The 20,605-nt window shown below is 51.9% G+C and carries 19 protein-coding genes; 14 read left to right on the top strand and 5 right to left on the bottom strand.

Annotated features, from left to right (window positions below; all coding sequences use genetic code 11):
• Positions 1-74 precede the first annotated feature (74 nt).
• Positions 75-773, bottom strand: a complete 699-nt coding sequence (gene pssA / locus EVJ21_RS04400; protein ID WP_016508135.1) for a CDP-diacylglycerol--serine O-phosphatidyltransferase — start codon at positions 771-773, stop codon at positions 75-77.
• Positions 774-792: 19 nt separating this feature from the next.
• Positions 793-1,257 (bottom strand): Cys-tRNA(Pro) deacylase, encoded by a 465-nt coding sequence (gene ybaK / locus EVJ21_RS04395; RefSeq protein ID WP_131489955.1) that lies wholly within the window; start codon positions 1,255-1,257, stop codon positions 793-795.
• 154 nt (positions 1,258-1,411) lie between these two features.
• On the opposite strand from ybaK, the gene EVJ21_RS04390 reads away from it, so the two are divergent.
• A complete protein-coding gene (locus EVJ21_RS04390) occupies positions 1,412-2,149 on the top strand; it encodes an enoyl-CoA hydratase/isomerase family protein (RefSeq protein ID WP_131441577.1) in 738 nt (245 codons plus the stop codon).
• Between the two features lie 35 nt (positions 2,150-2,184).
• Here the strand turns inward: EVJ21_RS04390 and EVJ21_RS04385 are convergent, their stop codons facing one another.
• Both EVJ21_RS04385 and EVJ21_RS04380 read right to left on the bottom strand, forming a co-directional pair.
• Positions 2,185-3,543: an MATE family efflux transporter gene (locus tag EVJ21_RS04385; protein WP_131489954.1), complete on the bottom strand. Its 1,359-nt coding sequence runs from the start codon at positions 3,541-3,543 to the stop codon at positions 2,185-2,187.
• Positions 3,544-3,701: 158 nt separating this feature from the next.
• On the bottom strand, positions 3,702-5,486 hold the full coding sequence (locus EVJ21_RS04380; RefSeq protein ID WP_131489953.1) for a glycoside hydrolase family 13 protein: 1,785 nt from the start codon (positions 5,484-5,486) through the stop codon (positions 3,702-3,704).
• 374 nt (positions 5,487-5,860) lie between these two features.
• Here EVJ21_RS04380 and EVJ21_RS04375 point away from each other — a divergent pair, with 374 nt between their 5' ends.
• The 10 genes from EVJ21_RS04375 to EVJ21_RS04330 all read left to right on the top strand — a co-directional run bounded on the left by EVJ21_RS04375 (position 5,861) and on the right by EVJ21_RS04330 (position 18,080).
• Positions 5,861-7,126, top strand: a complete 1,266-nt coding sequence (locus EVJ21_RS04375; protein ID WP_131489952.1) for an extracellular solute-binding protein — start codon at positions 5,861-5,863, stop codon at positions 7,124-7,126.
• Between the two features lie 105 nt (positions 7,127-7,231).
• The gene (locus EVJ21_RS04370; protein WP_131466120.1) at positions 7,232-8,584 is read left to right on the top strand and encodes a carbohydrate ABC transporter permease; all 1,353 of its coding nucleotides are present in this window, start codon (positions 7,232-7,234) and stop codon (positions 8,582-8,584) included.
• A 1-nt stretch (position 8,585) separates the two neighbouring features.
• Positions 8,586-9,419, top strand: coding sequence for a sugar ABC transporter permease (locus EVJ21_RS04365; RefSeq protein WP_131466118.1), 834 nt, complete (start codon positions 8,586-8,588; stop codon positions 9,417-9,419).
• A gap of 22 nt (positions 9,420-9,441) precedes the next feature.
• The gene (locus EVJ21_RS04360; protein ID WP_131489951.1) at positions 9,442-10,953 is read left to right on the top strand and encodes an alpha-amylase family glycosyl hydrolase; all 1,512 of its coding nucleotides are present in this window, start codon (positions 9,442-9,444) and stop codon (positions 10,951-10,953) included.
• A gap of 49 nt (positions 10,954-11,002) precedes the next feature.
• Positions 11,003-12,046, top strand: a complete 1,044-nt coding sequence (locus EVJ21_RS04355) for a LacI family DNA-binding transcriptional regulator (protein ID WP_070327828.1) — start codon at positions 11,003-11,005, stop codon at positions 12,044-12,046.
• Between the two features lie 234 nt (positions 12,047-12,280).
• Positions 12,281-13,258, top strand: a complete 978-nt coding sequence (locus EVJ21_RS04350; RefSeq protein WP_131466114.1) for a YsnF/AvaK domain-containing protein — start codon at positions 12,281-12,283, stop codon at positions 13,256-13,258.
• Positions 13,259-13,347: 89 nt separating this feature from the next.
• Positions 13,348-14,157, top strand: a complete 810-nt coding sequence (locus EVJ21_RS04345; protein WP_161568939.1) for a YsnF/AvaK domain-containing protein — start codon at positions 13,348-13,350, stop codon at positions 14,155-14,157.
• Entirely contained in the window at positions 14,157-14,564 is a 408-nt protein-coding gene (locus EVJ21_RS04340; RefSeq protein ID WP_233589621.1) for a general stress protein, read from the top strand. Before EVJ21_RS04345 ends, EVJ21_RS04340 begins: the two co-directional genes overlap by 1 nt.
• A gap of 224 nt (positions 14,565-14,788) precedes the next feature.
• Complete coding sequence (locus EVJ21_RS04335; protein WP_131489949.1) at positions 14,789-17,086, top strand: glycoside hydrolase family 65 protein; 2,298 nt, start codon at positions 14,789-14,791, stop codon at positions 17,084-17,086.
• 145 nt (positions 17,087-17,231) lie between these two features.
• Entirely contained in the window at positions 17,232-18,080 is an 849-nt protein-coding gene (locus EVJ21_RS04330; RefSeq protein WP_131489948.1) for a YitT family protein, read from the top strand.
• Between the two features lie 51 nt (positions 18,081-18,131).
• Here the strand turns inward: EVJ21_RS04330 and EVJ21_RS04325 are convergent, their stop codons facing one another.
• On the bottom strand, positions 18,132-18,944 hold the full coding sequence (locus EVJ21_RS04325) for a Cof-type HAD-IIB family hydrolase (RefSeq protein ID WP_070327821.1): 813 nt from the start codon (positions 18,942-18,944) through the stop codon (positions 18,132-18,134).
• Between the two features lie 164 nt (positions 18,945-19,108).
• On the opposite strand from EVJ21_RS04325, the gene EVJ21_RS04320 reads away from it, so the two are divergent.
• The 3 genes from EVJ21_RS04320 (at position 19,109) to EVJ21_RS04310 (ending at position 20,573) form a co-directional block, all read left to right on the top strand.
• Positions 19,109-19,303, top strand: a complete 195-nt coding sequence (locus tag EVJ21_RS04320) for a YjzD family protein (protein ID WP_070327820.1) — start codon at positions 19,109-19,111, stop codon at positions 19,301-19,303.
• A gap of 68 nt (positions 19,304-19,371) precedes the next feature.
• A complete protein-coding gene (locus tag EVJ21_RS04315) occupies positions 19,372-19,791 on the top strand; it encodes a thioredoxin family protein (protein WP_071399264.1) in 420 nt (139 codons plus the stop codon).
• Entirely contained in the window at positions 19,788-20,573 is a 786-nt protein-coding gene (locus tag EVJ21_RS04310; RefSeq protein WP_083273994.1) for a phosphatidylserine decarboxylase, read from the top strand. The genes EVJ21_RS04315 and EVJ21_RS04310 overlap by 4 nt, the downstream gene beginning before the upstream one ends.
• Positions 20,574-20,605 lie beyond the last annotated feature (32 nt).

Below are 20,605 nucleotides of genomic sequence, written 5' to 3'. Positions count from 1 at the left end.
CTATTCTAAAGAGGTTTTTGACATCCGTCTAATGAATGCATGCACAAAAAAAGAGCCCCTGCTAGAGGGACTCATCAATTCGCCATGCGCTTCCGTTTTTTCACAAATGAGAAAGCGATGAACAAGATGTAGAACGGGATGGCGATGAACCAAAATGTCGGCCATTCTTTCCACCGGGCGAACGTCATATACGTCAAATAGACGAGACTGAACGTGATGATGAACGAGTGACGCGGCAACGGCACGTCTTTAAAACTCGGAATACGAACCCGGCTCACCATGAGCAAGGCGAGACCGGTAAAGAAGATCGGGGTGAGCAGTTCGTTGACGCGGTCGCCAAACGTCGTCACGACGGCGAGCAATCCACCGGCTGCCGTGATCGGGACACCTGAGAAATAGCTGGCCGTGACGTTCGTCGCCGACAAGTTGAACCGGGCTAGGCGATAGGCGCCGAAGAGCGGGAATAGGGCGGCGAAGAAGAGCCCGTAGTTTCCGTAATCGATAAAGAACGTATAGTAAGCGAGCAGCGCCGGGGCGACGCCGAACGTGACGACGTCAGCGAGCGAATCAAGCTCTTTTCCGAAGTCACCGTCTACCCCGAGCATACGGGCGAGACGGCCGTCGAGGCTGTCGAGCATCATCGCGATGATGATCAGGAGTGTCGCATTCGAGAAATCGCCACGCGCGGCGTAGACGATGGCGAGGACGCCACAAAATAAGTTACCGAATGTAAATGAGTTAGGAACCCACGATCGGATTCGTTCTTTCCACATAGTATTTCCTCCATCTTTGTCATTGAGTGAACCAGCGGCCGTCCGTGAAGCGGATCAAGTCGTCCGGTGTTAATTCGATTTGATAGCCACGTTTTCCAGCCGAGATGATGATCTTGTCTTTTTGTTTCGCGCTGTCATGCAAGAAGACGGGGAAGCGCTTTTTCGCTCCGATCGGCGAGACGCCGCCGCGGATATAGCCGGTCAGCGCTTCAAGCTCTTTCATTGGGACGGGCGACGCTTTCTTCGCGCCCCACGCTTTAGCGGCCGCCTTTAAATCGATATCTAAATCTCCTGAGATGAGGAAGAAGGCGTACTTCCGTTGCTCGTTCTCGAGGCAAATCGTCTTATACAGTTGGTCGAGCGGCTTATCGAGTGATGCGGCGACATGTTTTGCGGAGACATCGGACTCATCCACTACATAAGAAAGATAAGTGAACGGGATGTTCCGTTGTTTTAATTGTCTTGCGGCATTCGTCAGTTGCACCAGTCCCACCCTTTCGTTGAACGACTCCCCTAAGAATAGCAAATAGTGGTAGCGTCGGGCAATCGAACTTGAAAAGTTTTGGTGTCAGGAAGGAAACAGAATGACCGATAGAGAAATGAATAGTGATTCATTTTTTTTAAAGGGGGATTATTTCATGGAAACAATTCAAGTGGAACGGCACAACGGGGTAGGGTGGCTCAAATGGAACCGTCCGGAAAAATTGAACGCGCTGAACGAGACGTTGTTGCGCGAAGCGAGACAGGCGCTCGAACAACTTGAAGCCGACGAATCGGTCCGGGTCATCGTGCTGATCGGGGAAGGGCGCGCCTTCTCGTCCGGTCAAGACTTGACGATCGAGAGTGACGCCGATTATGGCACGTATTTAGAAGACGTCTACCATCCGCTCGTCCGGGCACTCTCGGATTGCCGGAAGCCAATCATTGCCGGCATCCACGGTGTCGTCGCTGGGGCAGGACTCAGTCTAGCGCTTGCGGCCGACGTTCGCCTCGTCGCCCGTTCGACGAAGTTCAGCTCGGCGTTCATCAAGATCGGCCTCGTCGCCGACGCCGGTGGGCCATATCATTTGCGTCGTTTGATGCGCCAAGACGTCGCGCTCGATTGGATGTGGAGCGGCAGCACGATCGACGCCGAACGGGCTGAGGCGTTCGGTCTCGTCACTGAACTCATCGAGGATGAGGCGTATCTTGCCCGTCTCACGGCCTACGCCGAGACGCTCGCGGCAAAATCACCGACGGCCGTACAAGGGATGAAGGCGCTCCTTCGCGAGTCATCGTTTGAAGATGGGCTCGCGCAAGAGATCCACTGGCAACGGGAATGCGGCAAGACCGAGGTGCATCAACGGGCGATGCAAGCATTTTTAAGTAAAAAATAAGGGAAGCGGTCGTGTTGACCGCTTCCCTTATTTGTTCAAGAGGATGGTTTGGCTTCGAACTGGAAGCCTTTTTGTTGCCATTTGCCGTACTTCCACCGTCGGAAAGCGAAGAAGCCGCGGAACCACTCGTCGAGCGAGAACGCAAGCCAAATCCCGAGCACACCAAGTCCCATTTGAATCCCGAACAAGTAGCTGAAGACGACGGCGACGCCCCACATCGAGGCGATCCCAATCATGACCGGGAAGCGGACGTCTCCGACCGACTTGAGTGACCCCATCAGAACGATGTTCATGGCGCGACCCGGCTCAAGAATGAGCGTCGCCCATAGGATCGGGATACCGACGGCGATGATGTCCGGGTTCGAGGTGAACAAGCCGAGCAAGGATTTCCCGAACACGGCGAGGCCGAGCGAGGCGACGAGCGAAGAGAACATGGCAATCTTCAACGTCCGGACTGCCCGGGTATACGCCTCCTTGAACCGCTTCCCGCCGACGTCGCGGGCAATCAATAGCTGTGTCCCTTGGGCGATGGCGACTGTGAACAAAAATGCGAGCATCGATAAGTTCATCACGTAGACGCGAGCAGCGAGGGAGGCGTCACCCATAGTCGCGATGAAGCCGGTGATGACAATTTGTGAAAACTGGTACGATAAGTTCTCTCCTGCCGAAGGAACACCGATTTGTAAGAGTGCTTGAATATCATCGCGTTTTGGACGAATCAACTCTTTGATCGGGAACCGCATCATGAGGCGTCGTTTGACGATCCAAAACAACAATACCATGGCCGACAAACGAGCGATGACGATGGCCCAGGCGACACCGGCGACACCCGTCACCGGGAGACCGAACCAGCCTGTCACGGCGAGCATGGCTCCTGCTGCCGTGATGACATCGATCAAAAGCGTCGCGAGCATGGCGTGTTTCGTCATGCCGTGGCTGCGTAACACCGCGCTGAGCGCCATGATGAGCGCTTCGGTGAAGAGCGATAAGCCGACGATCTGCAAGAACAACAAGCCGTAGTCGAACAGCTCATCCGACAGACCGAACAAGCGAAGGAACGTCTCGCCGAACAAGAAGACGACGACGACCATGACGACGCCGAGCCACATGTTCAAGCTGACGGCAGAGCGGGCAAAGTCCCGGCTCTTCTTCATTCGACCGGCACCGATCGCCTGACCGATCAAGATCGTCGCGCCGACCGAGGTGACGCTAAAGACGATTAAGAAGACGTTCAACAATTGGTTGGCGACGCCGACCGCGGAAGCGGCAGCATCGGAATACTGGGCGAGCATGAGCGTGGCGATGATCCCGGTCCCCATGTGGAGCGCGAGCTCGATGAAGATCGGCCACGAGATTTTAAATAGGCTGAGCTGTTCGGTGTCTTTGGTTGGCATGAATGTTCCCCTTTTGTTCAAAAATTCTTTATATGAAATATTTATCTTTTAAAAATTACAATGGTCATGTTACTCCTTTTGAAATGAAAAAGAAAGGGGGTTTACTAAATTATTTCCAACAAAAATAACCACCCAAGCAAATGGGTGGTCAAACGCCGTCATTTTAGTTTCAGAATGGAAGTGCCATACGGTGCAAGTTCGATTTCAAGTGAGTCTACGTCCCGGTCGTTCAGTAAATCGTGGGCACCACCTGTATGCCAGAGCGGGTTGAGCGTAGACACCGTATCTGAGTTATTGAAGTAGATCAAATACGTCTCGTCTTTCGAACTCCGTTCGACGATGAGGGCGTTGTCTTCATCGTCGACGAGGTTGAACCGGTACGATCCGCCGTTCGCGAGCACCGGGTGATCTTTGCGGAGCTGAATCAATTTCTGGACGAAGCGGAACAAGTTACGGTCTTCCTCGGCCTCGTCCCACGGCATGCAGCGGCGGCAGCCCGGATCTTGCTCGCCTTCGAGCCCGATCTCATCACCATAGTAAATACATGGGCTACCCGTATACGTGAGCATCGAAGTCATGAGGAGTTTGAACTTCCCTTTATGCCCTTTTGCCCGAGTGAGGGCTCGTGGGGTGTCATGAGAGTCGATCAAGTTGAACGTCACTTCGTTCACGTTCATCGTGTTCATCATCTCGACACGCGTCAACTCGTCCCGGAACTGTGACGCCGTCGTCCGATCGAGCGCGAAGTAGTTTAAGCTCGCGTTCGTGAACGGATAGTTCATGACCGCATCGAACTGGTCGCCTTGAAGCCACGGTTGGGCATCGTGCCAAATCTCACCGAGGATGTACGCTTCGGGGTTCGCTTCTTTTACAGTGCGACGGAAGTCACGCCAGAACGCGTGGTCGACCTCGTTCGCGACGTCTAAGCGCCAACCATCGATGCCGAACTCTTCGACCCAATAACGGGCCACATCTAATAGATAAGCTTTCAACGCCGGGTGTTCGGTGTTGATCTTCGGCATGTTCTTCTCGAAAGCGAACGTATCGTAGTTCGGCTTCGGTGCCGTCTCGATCGGGAAGTCGCGGAGATAGAACCAGTCCCGATACTCTGAATGAGGCCCGTTCTCGACGACGTCTAAGAACCAAGGATGGTTGTAGCCGACGTGATTGAATACCGCATCGAGCATGACTTTGATCCCGTTCTCATGAAGCAAGTCGACCAATTGTTTGAACTGCTCTTTCGTCCCGAACTGCGGGTCGATTTCCATATAATCGAGCGTGTCGTATTTATGGTTCGTCGTCGCTTTGAAGATCGGGCAGAAGTAAATGCCGGTGATCCCGAGTTCGACGATGTGGTCCATATGATCAATGATGCCTTGGAAGTCGCCACCGAAGAAGTTTGTGATCGTTGGCTCGGTGCTGTTCCAGGCGAGCGTCCCTTCAGGATCGAGTGACGCGTCTCCGTTCGCGAACCGGTCAGGGAAGATTTGATACCAGACCGTGTCCTTGACCCATGACGGGGCGTGGAAAATGTCGATCGGGTTGATGAACGGGACACAGAAGTAATAACCCGTATCGTCGAGCGGTTTATCTTCGAACCAGCCTTTTTCCGTATAGACGGCCGTCTCGTTGCCGTCATGGAGCCGGAACCCGTAACGGAGGCGACGGAACGGCGGCTTGATCGCGATGAACCAGTAGTCGTATTGGTCGTCGTGGCCGATTCGTTCCATTGGTGTCTCGAACGTGCGCCAGTAGCTCGGCTTGTCCGGGTCAAAGTTCCACATCGCCGGGTCTTCTGAATGCCAGTCGTATGGATCATTCCAAATTAAGTCAATAGATTGGATATCATTTCTTTTCGTATGAAACCGAATATGGATCGTTTCCCGGTCGTATTTATAAACGAAAGGGGACATGGCGCGATGATAAATAGCTTCTTTGATCAAGTGAAATCGTTCCTTTCTCGATTGGGGATTGTAACCATTTTACACTGTCTGTTCCGAAAAGAAATGACAGTTGCGAAAACGTTTGCTCAAGCAAAGGGTAATAAAGCGTTTACATTTTGTCAATCACTGTTCACGACAATTATTGAACAATTGAACGTATAAAAGTTAAAAAAGAGATAAATGGGATACCTACGAGAAAAAATCGAAAAAAAAAGTCTTGTAAAACGCTTACACAACTGTATAATAAAAATTGAGGTGAGGATGCAAACGTTTTCACTGAATGACTGATTTCGTAGCGGAGTTGATTAAAATCAGTCGTTCAGTACGTGTGCGCAAATCTGACCATACTAATTTCCTTGGGGAGGTTTTTCATCATGAAGATGAAAAAAATGGTAGCAGGACTTTCAACAGCAGTATTAGCATTCGGTGCACTTGCTGCATGTGGTGGCGGTACGGATAACGGTTCTACTAACGAAGGCGGTTCTACTAGCGAGAACAAGCCAGAAAAAATCGTAATTTGGGAAGATATTGAAAAGTCGGAAACGACGAAAGAAGTTGCGAAAGCGTTTGAAGAAGAACACGGCGTCGCAGTAGAAGTCGTCGAAGTTCAAATGACGGACCAAAAAGACAAGTTGGCGCTTGATGGCCCAGCTGGTAAAGGTCCAGATATCGTTCTCGTACCGCATGACCAAATCGGCACGATCGCTGACCAAGGTCACTTGGCACCGCTCGCTGACGAAGGTGCGCTCGAAGCGTTCACAGATGCTTCGAAATCGGCTGTCATGTTCGACGGACAAGCTTACGGCTATCCTAAATCAGTTGAAACACCAGTCCTCATGTACAACAAGGATTTGGTTTCAGAAGCTCCTGCTTCAATGGACGACCTTTACAAGTTGTCTACAGATCTTAAAGACAAAGGCGAGTACGGTTTCCTCGGTCTTTGGGATAACTTCTACTTCGCTCACGGTGTAGTTGCAGGTTTCGGCGGTTACGTCTTCAAAGAAGACGGCGGCGCGCTCGACCCAACCGACATCGGCTTGAACAACGAAGGCGCAGTCGAAGGATTCGACTACATCGGCAAATGGTACCAAGAAGGCCTCTTCCCTAAAGGATTGATCGGCGAGTCTGGCGGCCAAGCGATGGACCAACTCTTCACTGAGAAGAAAGCACACACAGTTATGAACGGACCTTGGGCTGTTGCTGGTTACGAAGATGCTGGCATCAACCTCGGAGCGGCGGCGATGCCGACACTTCCGAACGGTGAGCCAATCAAGACGTTCATGGGTGTGAAAACATATGCACTCTCTGCTTACACTGAGAACCAAGAGTGGGCTGAAATGTTCCTCGCAGAACTTACAAACGAAGAGAACGCATTGAAAATGTTTGAAGCATACAACGAGATCCCACCGGTAGCAGCACTCGAGTCGAATGAGACAATCACGGCGAACGAAGTTGCGAAAGCGGTATTCGATCAAGCGACAAATGCAATCCCAATGCCTAACATTCCTGAAATGGGACAAGTTTGGGAGCCAATGGCACAAGCGCTTCAGCTCGTAGCGACTGGCAAGCAAGATGCACAAAAATCAGCTGACGATGCTGTTAAAGTCATCGAGCAACAAATCCAAGCAAACAACCAATAAGGATGTGAAATGACGGGGTACGCCAAATGGCGTTCCCCCTCATTTTCTGAAATTGAGCAAACGCTTGCTCGATTGATTTGCTCAAATTGAAAGGAGAAATTGAGGATGGCTTCAATTCCGAACCCAAAAACACCGGAACAACGACCGGACAAACCGACCAATCATGCTCGGAACGCCGCATTACTCTCGATCATTCCGGGAGCGGGGCAGTTCTATAACAACCAACGTGCGAAGGCGATCGCGTTCTTTATCGTCATCATGTCTTATTTTGCAGTAAACTACGATCTGTTTTTCAAAGGGGCGGGCGCCGGACCTGGTGACCGTGGTGGCCTTTGGGGATTGATCACGCTTGGCGAAGTAGCAGGACCTCGTAACGACCACTCCATCTTCTTGATGGTAGAAGGTATTGTCGCAATAATCTTACTGTTCTTCGGTATCGCGTTCTACATTTGGAACATTCGTGACGCTTACCGAGTCGGTCGCATTCGTGATCAGCACCTAAACGTGCCAACGTTCCAAGTGCAACTTCGCAACTTGCGCGACCATGGATTCCCATACTTGATGTTGATCCCGTCGCTTATCTTGCTCGTCTTCACAGTCGTGTTGCCGCTGATCTTTACGTTCTTGATCGCGTTCACGAACTATCGTTACAACAACGCGCCACCGGCAAAACTCGTCGAGTGGATCGGGTTCGAAAACTTTACGCGCATCTTTGAAATCGACATTTGGCGCGACACGTTCGTCGGCGTTCTTGGTTGGACGCTCGTCTGGACGGTCGCTTCAACGGTCGGTGTCATCGCGATCGGGATTTTCCTTGCCGTTCTGTTGAACCAAGAAGGACTTCGGTTCCGTCGCTTGTTCCGTTCAATCTTGATCTTGTCATGGGCCGTACCAGCGTTCATCACGATCTTGATTTTCCGCTCGATGTTCAATGAGTCGTTCGGTGTGTTCAATACGACAATCCTGCCGGCCTTCGGTCTCGATCCGATTAACTGGATGACCGACCCGACAGCGACACGTAGTGCGCTCATCTTGATTCAATGGTGGCTCGGTTTCCCGTTCATCATGACGCTCATGACCGGTGTCTTGCAGTCGATCCCGGGTGACTTGTATGAAGCTGCGACGATTGACGGCGCGAACATCTTTGATAAGTTCCGTCTGATCACATTGCCGATGCTCTTGTTCGCAACAGCACCGATTCTCATCACGCAGTTCACGTTCAACTTTAACAACTTTAACATCATCTATCTCTTCAACGGTGGTGGGCCGGCTGTCCCAGGACAAACTGCCGGTGGTACCGACATCTTGATTTCATGGATTTACAAATTGTCGCTCGGGGCCAACCCGCAATACGGACTTGCGGCTGCGATCACGCTCATCTTGTCATTCTTCATCATGACACTAGCCGTCATCCAGTTCCGTCGGACAAAATCTTTCAAAGACGAGGATATGATCTGATATGAAAAAACAAAAACGAATCAATTTGGCGTTCTCTTATGTCATCTTGACGCTTGCGTCGATCATTATTCTCTATCCGATGCTTTGGGTAATGGGAACGTCATTTAACCCGGGTCGTACGATCACGTCGACGATCATCCCGTCAAACCCAACGCTCATTCACTACAAAAACTTGTTTGATCTAACAATTTCGGATTATAGTCTATGGTATGTGAATACGTTGAAGATCGCGTTCATCACGATGGCGCTCGCTGTAGTTTTAGTTACGATTACAGGTTATGTGTTCTCGCGTTATCGTTTCGTCGGACGGAAGAACTCGCTCATCTTGTTCCTCGTCTTGCAGATGGTCCCGCAATTCGTTGCCATCATCGCGATTTTTGTGTTACTCAACATGCTCGGCCTTCTTGATACGCATACAGCGCTGATCTTGCTGTACGCCGGTGGGGCGATTCCGATGAACACGTATCTGGCAAAAGGTTACTTCGATACGATTCCGAAGGAGCTCGATGAGGCTGCTCGGATGGATGGTGCCGGTCACCTCCGTATCTTCTGGCAAATCATTTTGCCGCTCGCGAAGCCAATTGTCGCAACGATTGCCTTGTTCAACTTTATGGGCCCGTTCAACGACTTTATCTTGGCATCGCTCGTCCTGCGTACACCTGAGAAGCAGACGCTAGCGGTTGGACTTTACAATATGATCTCGCGACAATTCGACAACAACTTTACGTTGTTCGCGGCAGGCGCCGTCCTTTCGGCCCTCCCGATTGTCCTCTTGTTCTTCATATTCCAACGTTACTTCGTCTCCGGTCTCACTGCTGGTGGTACGAAAGGTTAATACTCAAAAAGGGGGAAGCGATATGAGGCGAGGCGTCGTGCTCGTTCTCCTGTCGCTTCTTTTGTTTCCTACAGTCGTCGGAGCGAAAGAAGCAGCAACATGGGAACAAGAACGCATGTACTTTATTATGGTCGACCGGTTCGTTGACGGGAATCCTGACAACAACGACCAAGTCGACAAGGATGATCCAAAAGCGTTTCACGGAGGCGACATTCAAGGTGTGATCGAGAAGCTCGACTACATCGAATCGCTCGGATTTACGTCGATTTGGTTGACGCCGGTGTTTCAGAACATGCCGGACGGTTACCACGGCTACTGGATCAAAGATTTTTATGACATCGATCCCCAGTTCGGGACGAAAGAAGATTTGCAAGAACTCGTCGATGAGGCGCATAAGCGCGATATGAAAGTCATTCTTGACTTCGTCGTCAACCATGTTGGTCCGAAACATCCGTGGGTCGAGGAACGACCGGACTGGTTCCATGACGAGTTGCCGATCGTGCTTTGGCAAGACCAAGAGCAAGTCGAGACGCACTGGTTGTTCGACTTGCCGGACTTTAAAACGGAAGACCCGGAAGTGAAAGACTATTTGATCGACGCCGCTACTTATTGGATTGAAGAGACCGGCATCGATGGCTATCGACTCGATACGGTCCGCCACGTCGACAAACCGTTTTGGAAAGATTTTGTCGAAGCGGTGCGGGCGGTCGATCCTGACTTTTACTTGTTGGCCGAAGTGTTCGACCCGAATCCACAATACGTCGCCGAGTACGACAATTTAGGATTTAACAGCGTCACAAACTTTACGTTCTATGACCGCGTCTCGAAGACGATGACGCAAAAGCACGCCAACGTTGACGAGATCGACGTGGCGGCAAGCTACGCCGAGACGTTTTTCAACGATCCGAACCAAATGGCGACGTTCCTGGACAACCATGATGTCGAGCGGTTCATGCACGTCGCTGGACTTGGTGGAGCCGAGTCGGCAGAACGGCGACTTCGCCTAGCGCTGTTCACGCTCTATGCGTCGCCTGGTATGCCGATTTTATTCCAAGGGACAGAAAACGCGCAAACCGGTGGGGCCGATCCGGCCAACCGGGTGATGACGGATTTCCCAGGGAATGAAGAGTTACATGAATACGTCGCGACGATGAACCGGATGCGGGAAGACTATCCCGTCTTCGCCACTGGAGAGCAACGAATGATTGCCTCGAAAGACGGCATGGCCGTGTTCGAGCGTCGCGACGGCGATGAGGTCGCCTTGTACGCCATCAATATGAACGATGAGGATACAGAGATTGAATTCGAGGTAAGCGAAGTCGGTGAAGATCAACGGCTCCGCGGTCTCTTGTTCTCACAACTTGTCACGGAAAAACGTGGCACGTTCACTATCAAGCTCGCTGGCGAAAGCGCCAACGCCTATGTCGTCGAAGAATCGGAAGTGAACATGTGGACGATTGGTCTGCTCGTCGTCGCGATTCCGCTGTTCTTGACGGGTCTGGTCATGTGGAAGCGCCGCAAGAGCGTGAGCTGAATACCCTGTCGCAGGGAACAATGAATTAACGGAAGCAAGGGGGAGCACCATGCAAATCACGATCAAAGATGTCGCCAAACACGCCAACGTCGCACCGTCGACAGTGTCCCGCGTCATCGCCAACAGTCCGCGAATTAGCCAGAAAACGAAAGAACGTGTTCGTAGTTCGATGGAAGAACTCGGGTACCATCCGAACATCCATGCAAGAAGTCTCGCCAACCGCTCGACACAATCGATTGGTCTTGTCATGCCGAGCGCGGCGACGAAAATACTCCAAAATCCGTTCTTCCCGGAAGTGTTGCGCGGAATCAGTACGAAAGCCCATCAAAACGGTTATTCGTTGTACATGACGACCGGTGTGACCGAAGAAGAAGTGCTGTCGGGTGTCATCGAGATGGTCCAAGGTCGCCGGGTCGACGGTGTCATCGTCCTGTATTCACGCGAAGACGATAAAGTCGTCCAATATTTGCGCCAGACGAAGTTCCCGTTCGTCGTCGTCGGGAAGCCGTTCGGGGACGCCTCGTCGATCACGTACGTCGATACGGACAACTACTTGGCTGGCCGTGAAGTGACGAAGCACTTGTACAACCTCGGTCACCGCCGCATCGCTTTCATTGGCGGATCGGATAAATTGGCCGTCACGCAAGACCGTCGCAACGGGTACGCGACGGCGCTTATGGAAGCCGGGATCCCGGTACGGGAAGACTACATCGCTCGTGCCGAGTTCATGACGAAAGGCGGCGCTAAAGCGGTCCGGGAGTTGCTTCACGTCGATGAGCCACCGACGGCTGTCGTCGTCAGTGATGATATGATGGCGCTCGGTGTCATCAGCACGCTCAGTGAGATGGGTCTAAAAATCCCTGAAGACGTCGCTGTCGTCAGTTTCAATAACGTCTATATCGCCGAACATTCGAATCCGCCGCTCACGTCAGTCGAGATCAACATCTTCGGTCTCGGTTTCGAGGCGACGAACTGCCTGATCGAACAAATCGGCGATAGTGCACCACCGTACGGGAAACGTGTCATCGTCCCGCACTATTTAGTCGTCCGCCAGTCGTGTGGTCAAAAAAAGAATAGCCATGCGGCTGAATGAGTTGAAACCTTCCGTTTTCGTACGGAAGGTTTTTTTGTGCGGATTCTGATGCATATATAGGAAGAACGTTCAATCCGACAAAAGTCCTGGCGTTACAAACAGATTACAGTTGTGCGAGAAGCGGTTGAAAACAATGCGCGAGGGAACACTTATACTACCGGCAGAACAGCAAATCACAATAGAGCAGCCCGGCCAATAACCAAAAAATATAGAATTTGAAAGGGAGATACAATCATGGATAACAAACGTTACGTAGGGACTTACTATCAAGAAGCAGAGCTTGTTTCAAAAATTGATGAACTTCGCGCGGCGGGACACCGCGAGGACGACCTGTACGTTGTTGTAAAAGATAAATCGAACCTTTCGATGGTTCGCGGCGAAACGGATGCAGAAGTAAAAGAAACGAAAGCATCGTGGCTCGATCGCTTCTTCGGAGTCGCAGACGGCGGCGATGAAGTGCGCCATACGTTTGATAAACTCGGCTTCTCAGAAGAGGAGACGGCACGCCACCATCAAGATATCGAAAAAGGCGGCTTCGTCTTGTTATTAGATACAGACGACGGCGTCTTGGACAACGGTCGCAACGACACGTTCGAAGGCGGTCGCACGTCAGCGGGCTATGGTTCTGAAGGGAACGAGGCTGGAAACATGACGGCACGTGACCCGCTAACAGCGGCAGGAACGGGTGTCGGAGCAGCCGGCACTGGGCTTGACGCCACGGGAACGAATCATGATTCAACGCGTCACCATGACATGGACGAGGACATTCGCAACCGTACCGACTTGACGGACGAGCAAAAGCTTGAGCTTCACGAAGAGCGCCTCCAAATCAATAAAGAACGCGTTCAGACAGGTGAAGTCCGAGTCGAAAAAGAAGTCGTCGAGCATGAAGAGCGGGTCGACGTCGAAGTCGAGCGTGACGAAGTACACGTCGAACGACGTCAAGTCGACGGGGACCGTGAAGCGACGGGCCATTCGTTCGATGCGACGACAGATCGCGACGAGATTCGTGTGCCAGTCACAGAAGAGCGCGTCGATGTAACGAAGAAAGACGTCGTGGCCGAAGAAATTATCGTCGGCACAGACAAAGTGAAAGATACAGAGACGGTACGCGAGACGCTTCGTAAAGAAGAAGCCCATATCGAAGGCGAAAACAGCCATCAGAAACATGACGCTGACCATAAGCGCCGTGATGAGCGCGACCGGATCTAATTAGATGACCAAGCACCTCGACAAGGATGGCTCTCTCTGAGGGACCATCCTTTTTTTCGCCAATTCATCTTACAGGAGGAACGAATGTTATGAAACATGCCATCATCTCTGAAGTATTTGACCAGCCCGAGGTGTTGCTAAAGCGGACGGTCGATTTGAAGCAAGAAGGATATAAAGAAGAAGACATGTTCGTCTTCGTCAAACGAACTGAAACGGCTGACGCCATCCGACGCCATTCAAAACTATACGTACTCGTCGCGGATGAGCCGGATACGGTGGCGTCTCTCGTCACGTCAAGCGAACGCCCAATCGAGCGCTGGCTCGGCAGTATGCGGTTGACGCGCGAGCAGCGGGAACGATTCGTGGGTGAAGTAGAGCGAGGGCGGTTGTTCCTTTATGTCGATGCGGATCAAAACGAGGAGATGGCGGACATTAAACGATCGCCGCGCGCCTCTTCCAAGGAGCACGAAGAACAGACGCTTGAACTGCACGAGGAGCGACTCGCGGTTGAAAAAGAAACGGTGCAGACAGGTGAACTCGTCATCGACAAGCATGTAACCGAGACCGAACAGACGATTGAAGTACCGGTTCGGAGGGAACACTTACATGTAGAGCGCCATGCTGGTTCTGAAGATGTGATTGAAGACTACGACTTCGACAAACCCGGCATCCGGACGATTGACGAAGGGGACCAGCTACGTATCCAAGTCATCGAAGAGCGCGCCTTCATCGTCAAGCGTCCGGTCGTAGTCGAAGAGATCGTCGTCCGCAAGCAAGTGGATGAAGATACGAAGACGGTCACCGAGACGCTCCGTAAAGAAGAGATCGATATTAGGCAAGTGGGACAAGGCAAGATCACGATCGAGGACAATCCAACATCTAGAAAGGATGATAAATGATGAGTAACAAACGATTTGTTGATACGTACAAAGACGAGGCGGCACTCGTCTCAAAAATTGATCAACTGAGCCAAGACGGGTACGACGAGAAAGACCTTTACGTCGTCGCGAGAGACGAGGATAACGTGTCGCTCGTCAAACGGAACACTGACGCGAAAGTCGAGGAAGCGAGCGCTTCTTGGATGCAGAAATTCGCGGGCGTCGCCGAAGGAGAACAGGAAGTGAAACGGGCGCTCCTCGATCTCGGTTTGGCTGATGACGACGTCAACAAAGCGTACGGGGACATTATGGACGGTGGGTATGCCCTCATTCTCGATGAGCCCGATACCGGATTCAACGATGGCGACAACCCGGCCTTTGAAGGTCATGAAGCGAACGCCGCCTTCGGTCGCGATTCAGACGTGTGATATAGACATACCTACTTTGGCCCAATGCGCCAGGGTAGGTTTTTTTTCGTTCCAAAAGTGACAAAAAAAGAATGAAAAACTTTTATGCAAACGATTGCATTCTCGGTGTAGTCGTGTAAAATGAGAGGTGAGATTAAAAATACAGCGCTTTCATAGACAAGCGGTTGCACGATTCGGTTGTCTACTGACAAGTAGCCTTGTAGAGAAAAAGGAGTGGCAGACAGATGAAACGATTGTTTGCAGTCGACGAATGGAAAGTAACGGAAGAAGGGCTTCACTCGAACGAGAACCGTCTCGCAGAATCGATCACCTCGCTCGGTAACGGGCACATGGGGATGCGCGGGAACTTTGAAGAAGATTATTCAAACGATACGCACCAAGGATTTTACGTGGCGGGCGTCTACTATCCCGACAAGACGCGTGTCGGTTGGTGGAAGAACGGATATCCGGAATACTTCGCCAAAGTATTGAACGCGACGAACGTGGCCGGCCTGCGTGTCGCCATCAACGGGACGCCTGTCGACTTGGCGAAGTGGGAAGTCAAAGGCTTCAGACGCGAACTCGATATGCAGCGCGGTGTCCTCACGCGGACGTTCACGCTCGTGAACGGATCCGAGGAGACGAACGTCGAAGTCGTCCGCTTCTTCTCGATCGTCGACAAAGAGATTTTGGCGATTCGCTACAACGTCACGCCGGTGAACTATGAAGCGGAAATCGAATTCACTCCTTATCTAGACGGGGACGTCGTCAACGAAGACTCGAACTACGATGAGAAATTCTGGTTGCCGGTCGAACACGGCGTCGAAGAACGGTTCGGTTTCGTCACGACAAAAACGAAGAAACTTGATTGGCACGTCACGGCGTCGATGATCGCCGACGTCGAAGACGCACGCTGTGAAGTGCTCGATGCGACCGACCTCTACGTCGCTAACCGTTTCACGGTCAAAGCGGCAGCGGGTGAGACGGCAACGGCGTACAAGTACGTCTCGGTCGTCACGAACCGTGACCATGAAATTGACAATTTGCAAGGAGTCGGCATGCAGCGCGTCGAAGCCGCGTTCGAGAAAGGGTTCGAGACGCTCTTGGCGGAACAGACGGAAGCTTGGCTCGCCCGTTGGGAAAACGCGGACGTCCGCATCGACGGCGACGCGGAAGCACAACAAGGCATCCGTTTCAACATCTTCAACATGTATCAAACGTATACGGGTGAAGACTCACGTCTCAACATCGGACCGAAAGGGTTCACGGGCGAGAAGTACGGTGGCGCCACGTATTGGGACACGGAAGCGTATTGCCTCCACTTCTACTTGGCGACGACGAAGCCGGAAGTGTCGTGGAACTTGCTCAAATATCGTCATAATCAATTGCCGCAAGCGAAAGAGAACTCGGTCAAAAACGTCGGGATGAAGGGCGCCTTATATCCGATGGTGACGATGAACGGGGAAGAGTGCCACAACGAGTGGGAGATCACCCATGAAGAGATTCACCGTAACGGTGCGATCGCCCATGCGATCTTTAACTACACGAACTTCACGGGCGACAAGTCGTACCTAGGTCAATACGGACTTGAAGTATTGGTCGAGATCTCGCGTTACTGGGCTAGCCGCGTCAACTTTGTACCACACAAAGACGTGTACATGATCCTAGGCGTCACAGGTCCGAACGAATACGACAACAACGTCAACAACAACTGGTACACGAACTTGATCGCCGCTTGGACGCTCGAGTACACGCAAGAAGTGTACAACTACTTGAAAGAAGCAGAACCGGCACGACTCGACGAGTTGACAGCAACGCTCAACTTGACGGATGCGGAACTCGCGAAGTGGGCTGATATCCAAACGAAGATGTACTATCCGAAAGACGACCTCGTCCCGGACGTGTTTATGCAGCAAGACGGGTTCATGGATAAAGAACAGATCTTAGTGAAAGACCTCGATCCGAAACACTTGCCACTTAACCAAAATTGGTCGTGGGACCGCATCCTCCGCTCGAACTTTATCAAGCAGGCGGACGTGCTCCAAGGCCTGTACACGTTCAGCGACCGCTTCACGCTCGAGCAAAAACGTGTGAACTTCGACTTCTATGAGCCGCGCACGGTGCATGAGTCGAGCTTGTCGCCTTGTGTCTACTCGATCGTGGCAGCTGAAGTCGGTTATGAAGACAAAGCGGTCGAGCTGTACCAACGCTCAGCCCGACTCGACCTTGATAACTACAACAACGATACAGAAGACGGTCTTCACATCACATCGATGGTCGGTTCGTGGATGGCGATCGTCCACGGCTTCGCAGGAATGCGCGCCCTCGAGACCGAACTCACGTTCAGCCCGATGATCCCGAAAGATTGGGACGGTTACTCGTTCAACGTGCTCTGGCGCGGCCATCACTTGACGGTCACATCGACGCGTGAACAAGTGACGATCAAACAGACAAATGGAACGGACGTTACGATTCGTGTGTACGGAAACGCGGTAACGGTTCCAGCGAATGATTCAGTGACGATCGAGACAGTGAAAGCGTGACCAAACGTATCAGGTCAACAAGTCGGCTTCGGCCGGCTTGTTTTTTTGTGATACAGGCGGGCACATCGCAGTATTTTTGTTGTAGGCATGGCTTTGAATGTATGTTATCTTGATGCTTAGCTAATTTTGAAAGGGGAGACAGAACTTGACGGAATCCGTTAAAGAACACGCGCGCATCGGGATCGTTTCGATCATCGGGGGAGTGTTCGTTGCATTATCCATGACATTATTCTTAATCCCAGCGGGGGTTTACTCGACTGGGTTTACGGGCTTGGCCCAAATTTTCACGACCTTATTTGCCGGTACGCCGTTTGAGCTCGGTGAAGGCATTTGGTTCTTCATCTTGAACGTACCGCTCTTGATCGTCAGTTATTATATGCTCGGAAAGAACATGATGATCCATACGTTGATCAGCGTCGCCTCGGTCACCTTGTTCATTCGCGTGCTTCCGCAAACACCTCTCCTCTCGGACGATCCGCTGTTGAACGCCGTATTCGGCGGGGTATTGCTCGCCATCGGGTCAGGCATCACGATTCGGTTCGGTGCCTCGACCGGAGGGTTTGATATCGTCGCCCTCATCCTAGCGAAGTTCACGAACAACTCGGTCGGCGTCTACTTGTTCCTCATGAACATGATGATCGCGCTTGGGGCCGGTGCTTTGTTCGGATGGCCGACGGCGCTGTATACGATCGTCTTCTTGTACGTGACGTCGAAAGTCATCGATGAGATTTACACGAATACGCAGCGGCAGACGCTCTTCATCGTCACGAATCATCCGGACGAAGTGACGCAAGAGTTGCACCAACACGTGTTCCGCGGCATCACACTCATGCCGGCGATCGGTACGTATTCGAAAGTCGAGAAAGCGACGCTCATGATGGTCGCCCAACGCCACGAAGTCCGTGAGATCACACGTATCTGCAAAGATGCCGATTCACACGTCTTTATTAACGTCGTTCCGACTGAAGACGTTGAAGGGGCGTTCCGACGCTAAACAATTTAGAAACGTCAAAAAACCCGCTGAACGGTTTTCAGCGGGTTTTTGTTATGATTTGATGCCAAATTTCTCTTCGAGGTAGATGGCGATGCCGTCATCCATGTTCGAAGCGGTCACTTCGTTGGCGACGACTTTGAGCTGGCTGATGGCGTTGCCCATCGCGACGCCCGTGCCGACGTAGTCGAGCATTTCGAGATCGTTCTCTTCATCGCCGAAAGCGATGATGTTCTCACGGCTGATGTTCAAGTGCTTCGATACTTCGCGAAGGCCGAGCGCCTTCGATGTATTTTGGCTCATTACTTCGATCATGTGCTCGGGCATGCGCCATTGACGGTTCAAGACGGCTTCGGCGTGCACTTTGTTCAAGCTGGCCCGGACGTTGTCGACGTGTTCTTTCGTCGCGTGGATCAAAAGCGACGTCGGCTCGTCTTGCAAGTGCTTGAGCAAGTCACCAGACGTGACGCTGAGTGCCCGTTCGGCGTAAGGACCGTAAAATTCTTGCGGATCTTTATGGAAATAGACGTGGTCGGTCACTTCGACGACGATGTTGTGTGCTTTCGTCTCCGATACTTCTTCGATGATGTCGTGTGCTGTTTTAAGTGGGATCGGACGGTGTGTGACCGCGTAGGACGTATCTTTCGGGTGATGGACGAGCGCTCCGTTGAAATTGATCAAAGGCGTCGTCAAGCCGAGTTGTTCATAATACATGATCGAGTGGCGATGGGGCCGTCCTGTTGCGATCATGACTTCATGGCCGGCATCACGAGCCGCTTGAAGAGCGCGGATGTTCCGTTCGCTGATCGTCTTGTCATCTCGTAACAACGTACCGTCTAAATCGACTGCGATTAAATAACGTGACATAAGTCATCCTCTTTTCTACATTGTGTACTATTTCTCTGACCGTACCATATTTCACGTTTCGACGGAAAGAATATACAATCGAGGTCGCATATTGTACGGCAACAATGATATACTATTGCCGTATGGAATTTTATGAATCATCTGTGAGATGGAGGGGACTTTCGATGCGTTACTTAGTCACATTGTTCTGGGCGATCTTGCTTTCGAATACAGCAGTCTTTATCATTTCAGCTGTCGATGGCGTGACGTTCAATGCGGTGCTCGCAACAGCCTTTGGCGTGGTCATCACAATCTTTATCGCGCTCTTGGATACACTTAACCAAGACATGGGAATCAACGACGTCGCCCAAGAAAAGTAAGACGTCCACAACCAAACTGGCTCATATCCGAGTCAGTTCTTTTTATACACATTTAGGAGGGATCGACCATGAAAAACAGTGCCAAACGCGCCAACTTCATTACGTTCGCCATCATCGGTGCCATCATCGTGATCGGGATCGCGCTCTTATTCTTCTTGAATAATGCGAATGAAGAGACCGGCGTCAACGCCGTGTCAGCGAACGAGCTCGAACAGAAAATTGACGAAGAAGAAGAGGTCGTCGTCTATTTCTGGCAGACGGGTTGCGAATATTGTGAGCAAGTCAAACCGTATGTCGAACCACTCATCGAGGAGTATGACGCGGTCTCGATCAACTTGGCCGATCATGACGTCTGGACGACTTATGGCATTAACGGAACACCAACGATGATTCGTTTTAAAGACGGTCAAGAAACGGGTCGTGTCGAAGGGGCCGTCTCGGAACAACAATACGAAACGTTCTTTAAAAACGAGGAGGCCGCACAGTGATCAAAAGCCGCTTGTATCAGACGTTGTTTGAATTGAATGCGACACCGTTCATCGCCAAGCGGCTCCGTCAGTTCGCCGAGTCGAAAGCGAGCCGCGCGTTCATCCCGTCGTTCGCGAAAACGTATCAAATCGATATCGCTGAAGCGGCAGAGCCGATCGACGCCTATCCGAGTCTGCACGCCTTTTTCACGCGCCACTTGAAAGACGGGGCGCGCCCGATCGATGCAAACACGGACACGGTCGTATCACCGTGCGACGGACAACTGTCGATCGTGTCCGCCATAACAGACGAGAGTCGGTTTGAAGTGAAGGGGCAGTCGTATACGCTCGCCGAGATGCTCGGTTCACAGTCAGAGGCGAGACGGTATGCCGGCGGGACGGTTTGCGTGCTCTACTTGAGCCCGCGTGACTACCACCGTGTCCATGTCCCGCTCGCAGGCCGAGTGCTCAGCCATTACGAGCTCGGCGACCGTTCGGCGCCGGTGAATGAACTCGGTTTGACGGAGACGGTCCGCCCGTTGTCACGTAACTATCGCCGTGTCACACGCTTTGAGAGCGTGGCCGGACGTTACGAGCACATCATGGTCGGCGCTTTGAACGTCAATACAATCGAATGGACCCATGACGGCGAACGTGTCGATAAAGGGGCCGAGGTCGGTTACTTCTCGTTCGGCTCGACCGTCATCCTCTGTTTTGAGAAAGATCGTGTCGTCATCGACCCGGCGAAAATTGGTCCGGTCCGGCTCGGTGAAGTCATCGGTTCGATTCAATCGAACGCTTGACTGGTAAGTGAATAGACAACAATTTTCTGGCC

It is taken from the genome of Exiguobacterium sp. SH0S2 (assembly GCF_004337185.1).
Classification (GTDB): domain Bacteria; phylum Bacillota; class Bacilli; order Exiguobacteriales; family Exiguobacteriaceae; genus Exiguobacterium; species Exiguobacterium aurantiacum_A.
Note: the sequence above shows the minus strand (reverse complement) of the source record. Positions and strands in the feature narration are given on the sequence as shown.

Bases quoted from the DNA above. Each gene is read 5' to 3' on its own strand.
- pssA (WP_016508135.1), bottom strand. From the start codon at position 773: ATGTGGAAAGAACGAATCCGATCGTGGGTTCCTAACTCATTTACATTC.
- EVJ21_RS04390 (WP_131441577.1), top strand. From the start codon at position 1,412: ATGGAAACAATTCAAGTGGAACGGCACAACGGGGTAGGGTGGCTCAAA.
- EVJ21_RS04385 (WP_131489954.1), bottom strand. From the start codon at position 3,543: ATGCCAACCAAAGACACCGAACAGCTCAGCCTATTTAAAATCTCGTGG.
- EVJ21_RS04375 (WP_131489952.1), top strand. From the start codon at position 5,861: ATGAAGATGAAAAAAATGGTAGCAGGACTTTCAACAGCAGTATTAGCA.
- EVJ21_RS04370 (WP_131466120.1), top strand. From the start codon at position 7,232: ATGGCTTCAATTCCGAACCCAAAAACACCGGAACAACGACCGGACAAA.
- EVJ21_RS04365 (WP_131466118.1), top strand. From the start codon at position 8,586: ATGAAAAAACAAAAACGAATCAATTTGGCGTTCTCTTATGTCATCTTG.
- EVJ21_RS04360 (WP_131489951.1), top strand. From the start codon at position 9,442: ATGAGGCGAGGCGTCGTGCTCGTTCTCCTGTCGCTTCTTTTGTTTCCT.
- EVJ21_RS04355 (WP_070327828.1), top strand. From the start codon at position 11,003: ATGCAAATCACGATCAAAGATGTCGCCAAACACGCCAACGTCGCACCG.
- EVJ21_RS04350 (WP_131466114.1), top strand. From the start codon at position 12,281: ATGGATAACAAACGTTACGTAGGGACTTACTATCAAGAAGCAGAGCTT.
- EVJ21_RS04345 (WP_161568939.1), top strand. From the start codon at position 13,348: ATGAAACATGCCATCATCTCTGAAGTATTTGACCAGCCCGAGGTGTTG.
- EVJ21_RS04340 (WP_233589621.1), top strand. From the start codon at position 14,157: ATGAGTAACAAACGATTTGTTGATACGTACAAAGACGAGGCGGCACTC.
- EVJ21_RS04335 (WP_131489949.1), top strand. From the start codon at position 14,789: ATGAAACGATTGTTTGCAGTCGACGAATGGAAAGTAACGGAAGAAGGG.
- EVJ21_RS04325 (WP_070327821.1), bottom strand. From the start codon at position 18,944: ATGTCACGTTATTTAATCGCAGTCGATTTAGACGGTACGTTGTTACGA.
- EVJ21_RS04320 (WP_070327820.1), top strand. From the start codon at position 19,109: ATGCGTTACTTAGTCACATTGTTCTGGGCGATCTTGCTTTCGAATACA.
- EVJ21_RS04315 (WP_071399264.1), top strand. From the start codon at position 19,372: ATGAAAAACAGTGCCAAACGCGCCAACTTCATTACGTTCGCCATCATC.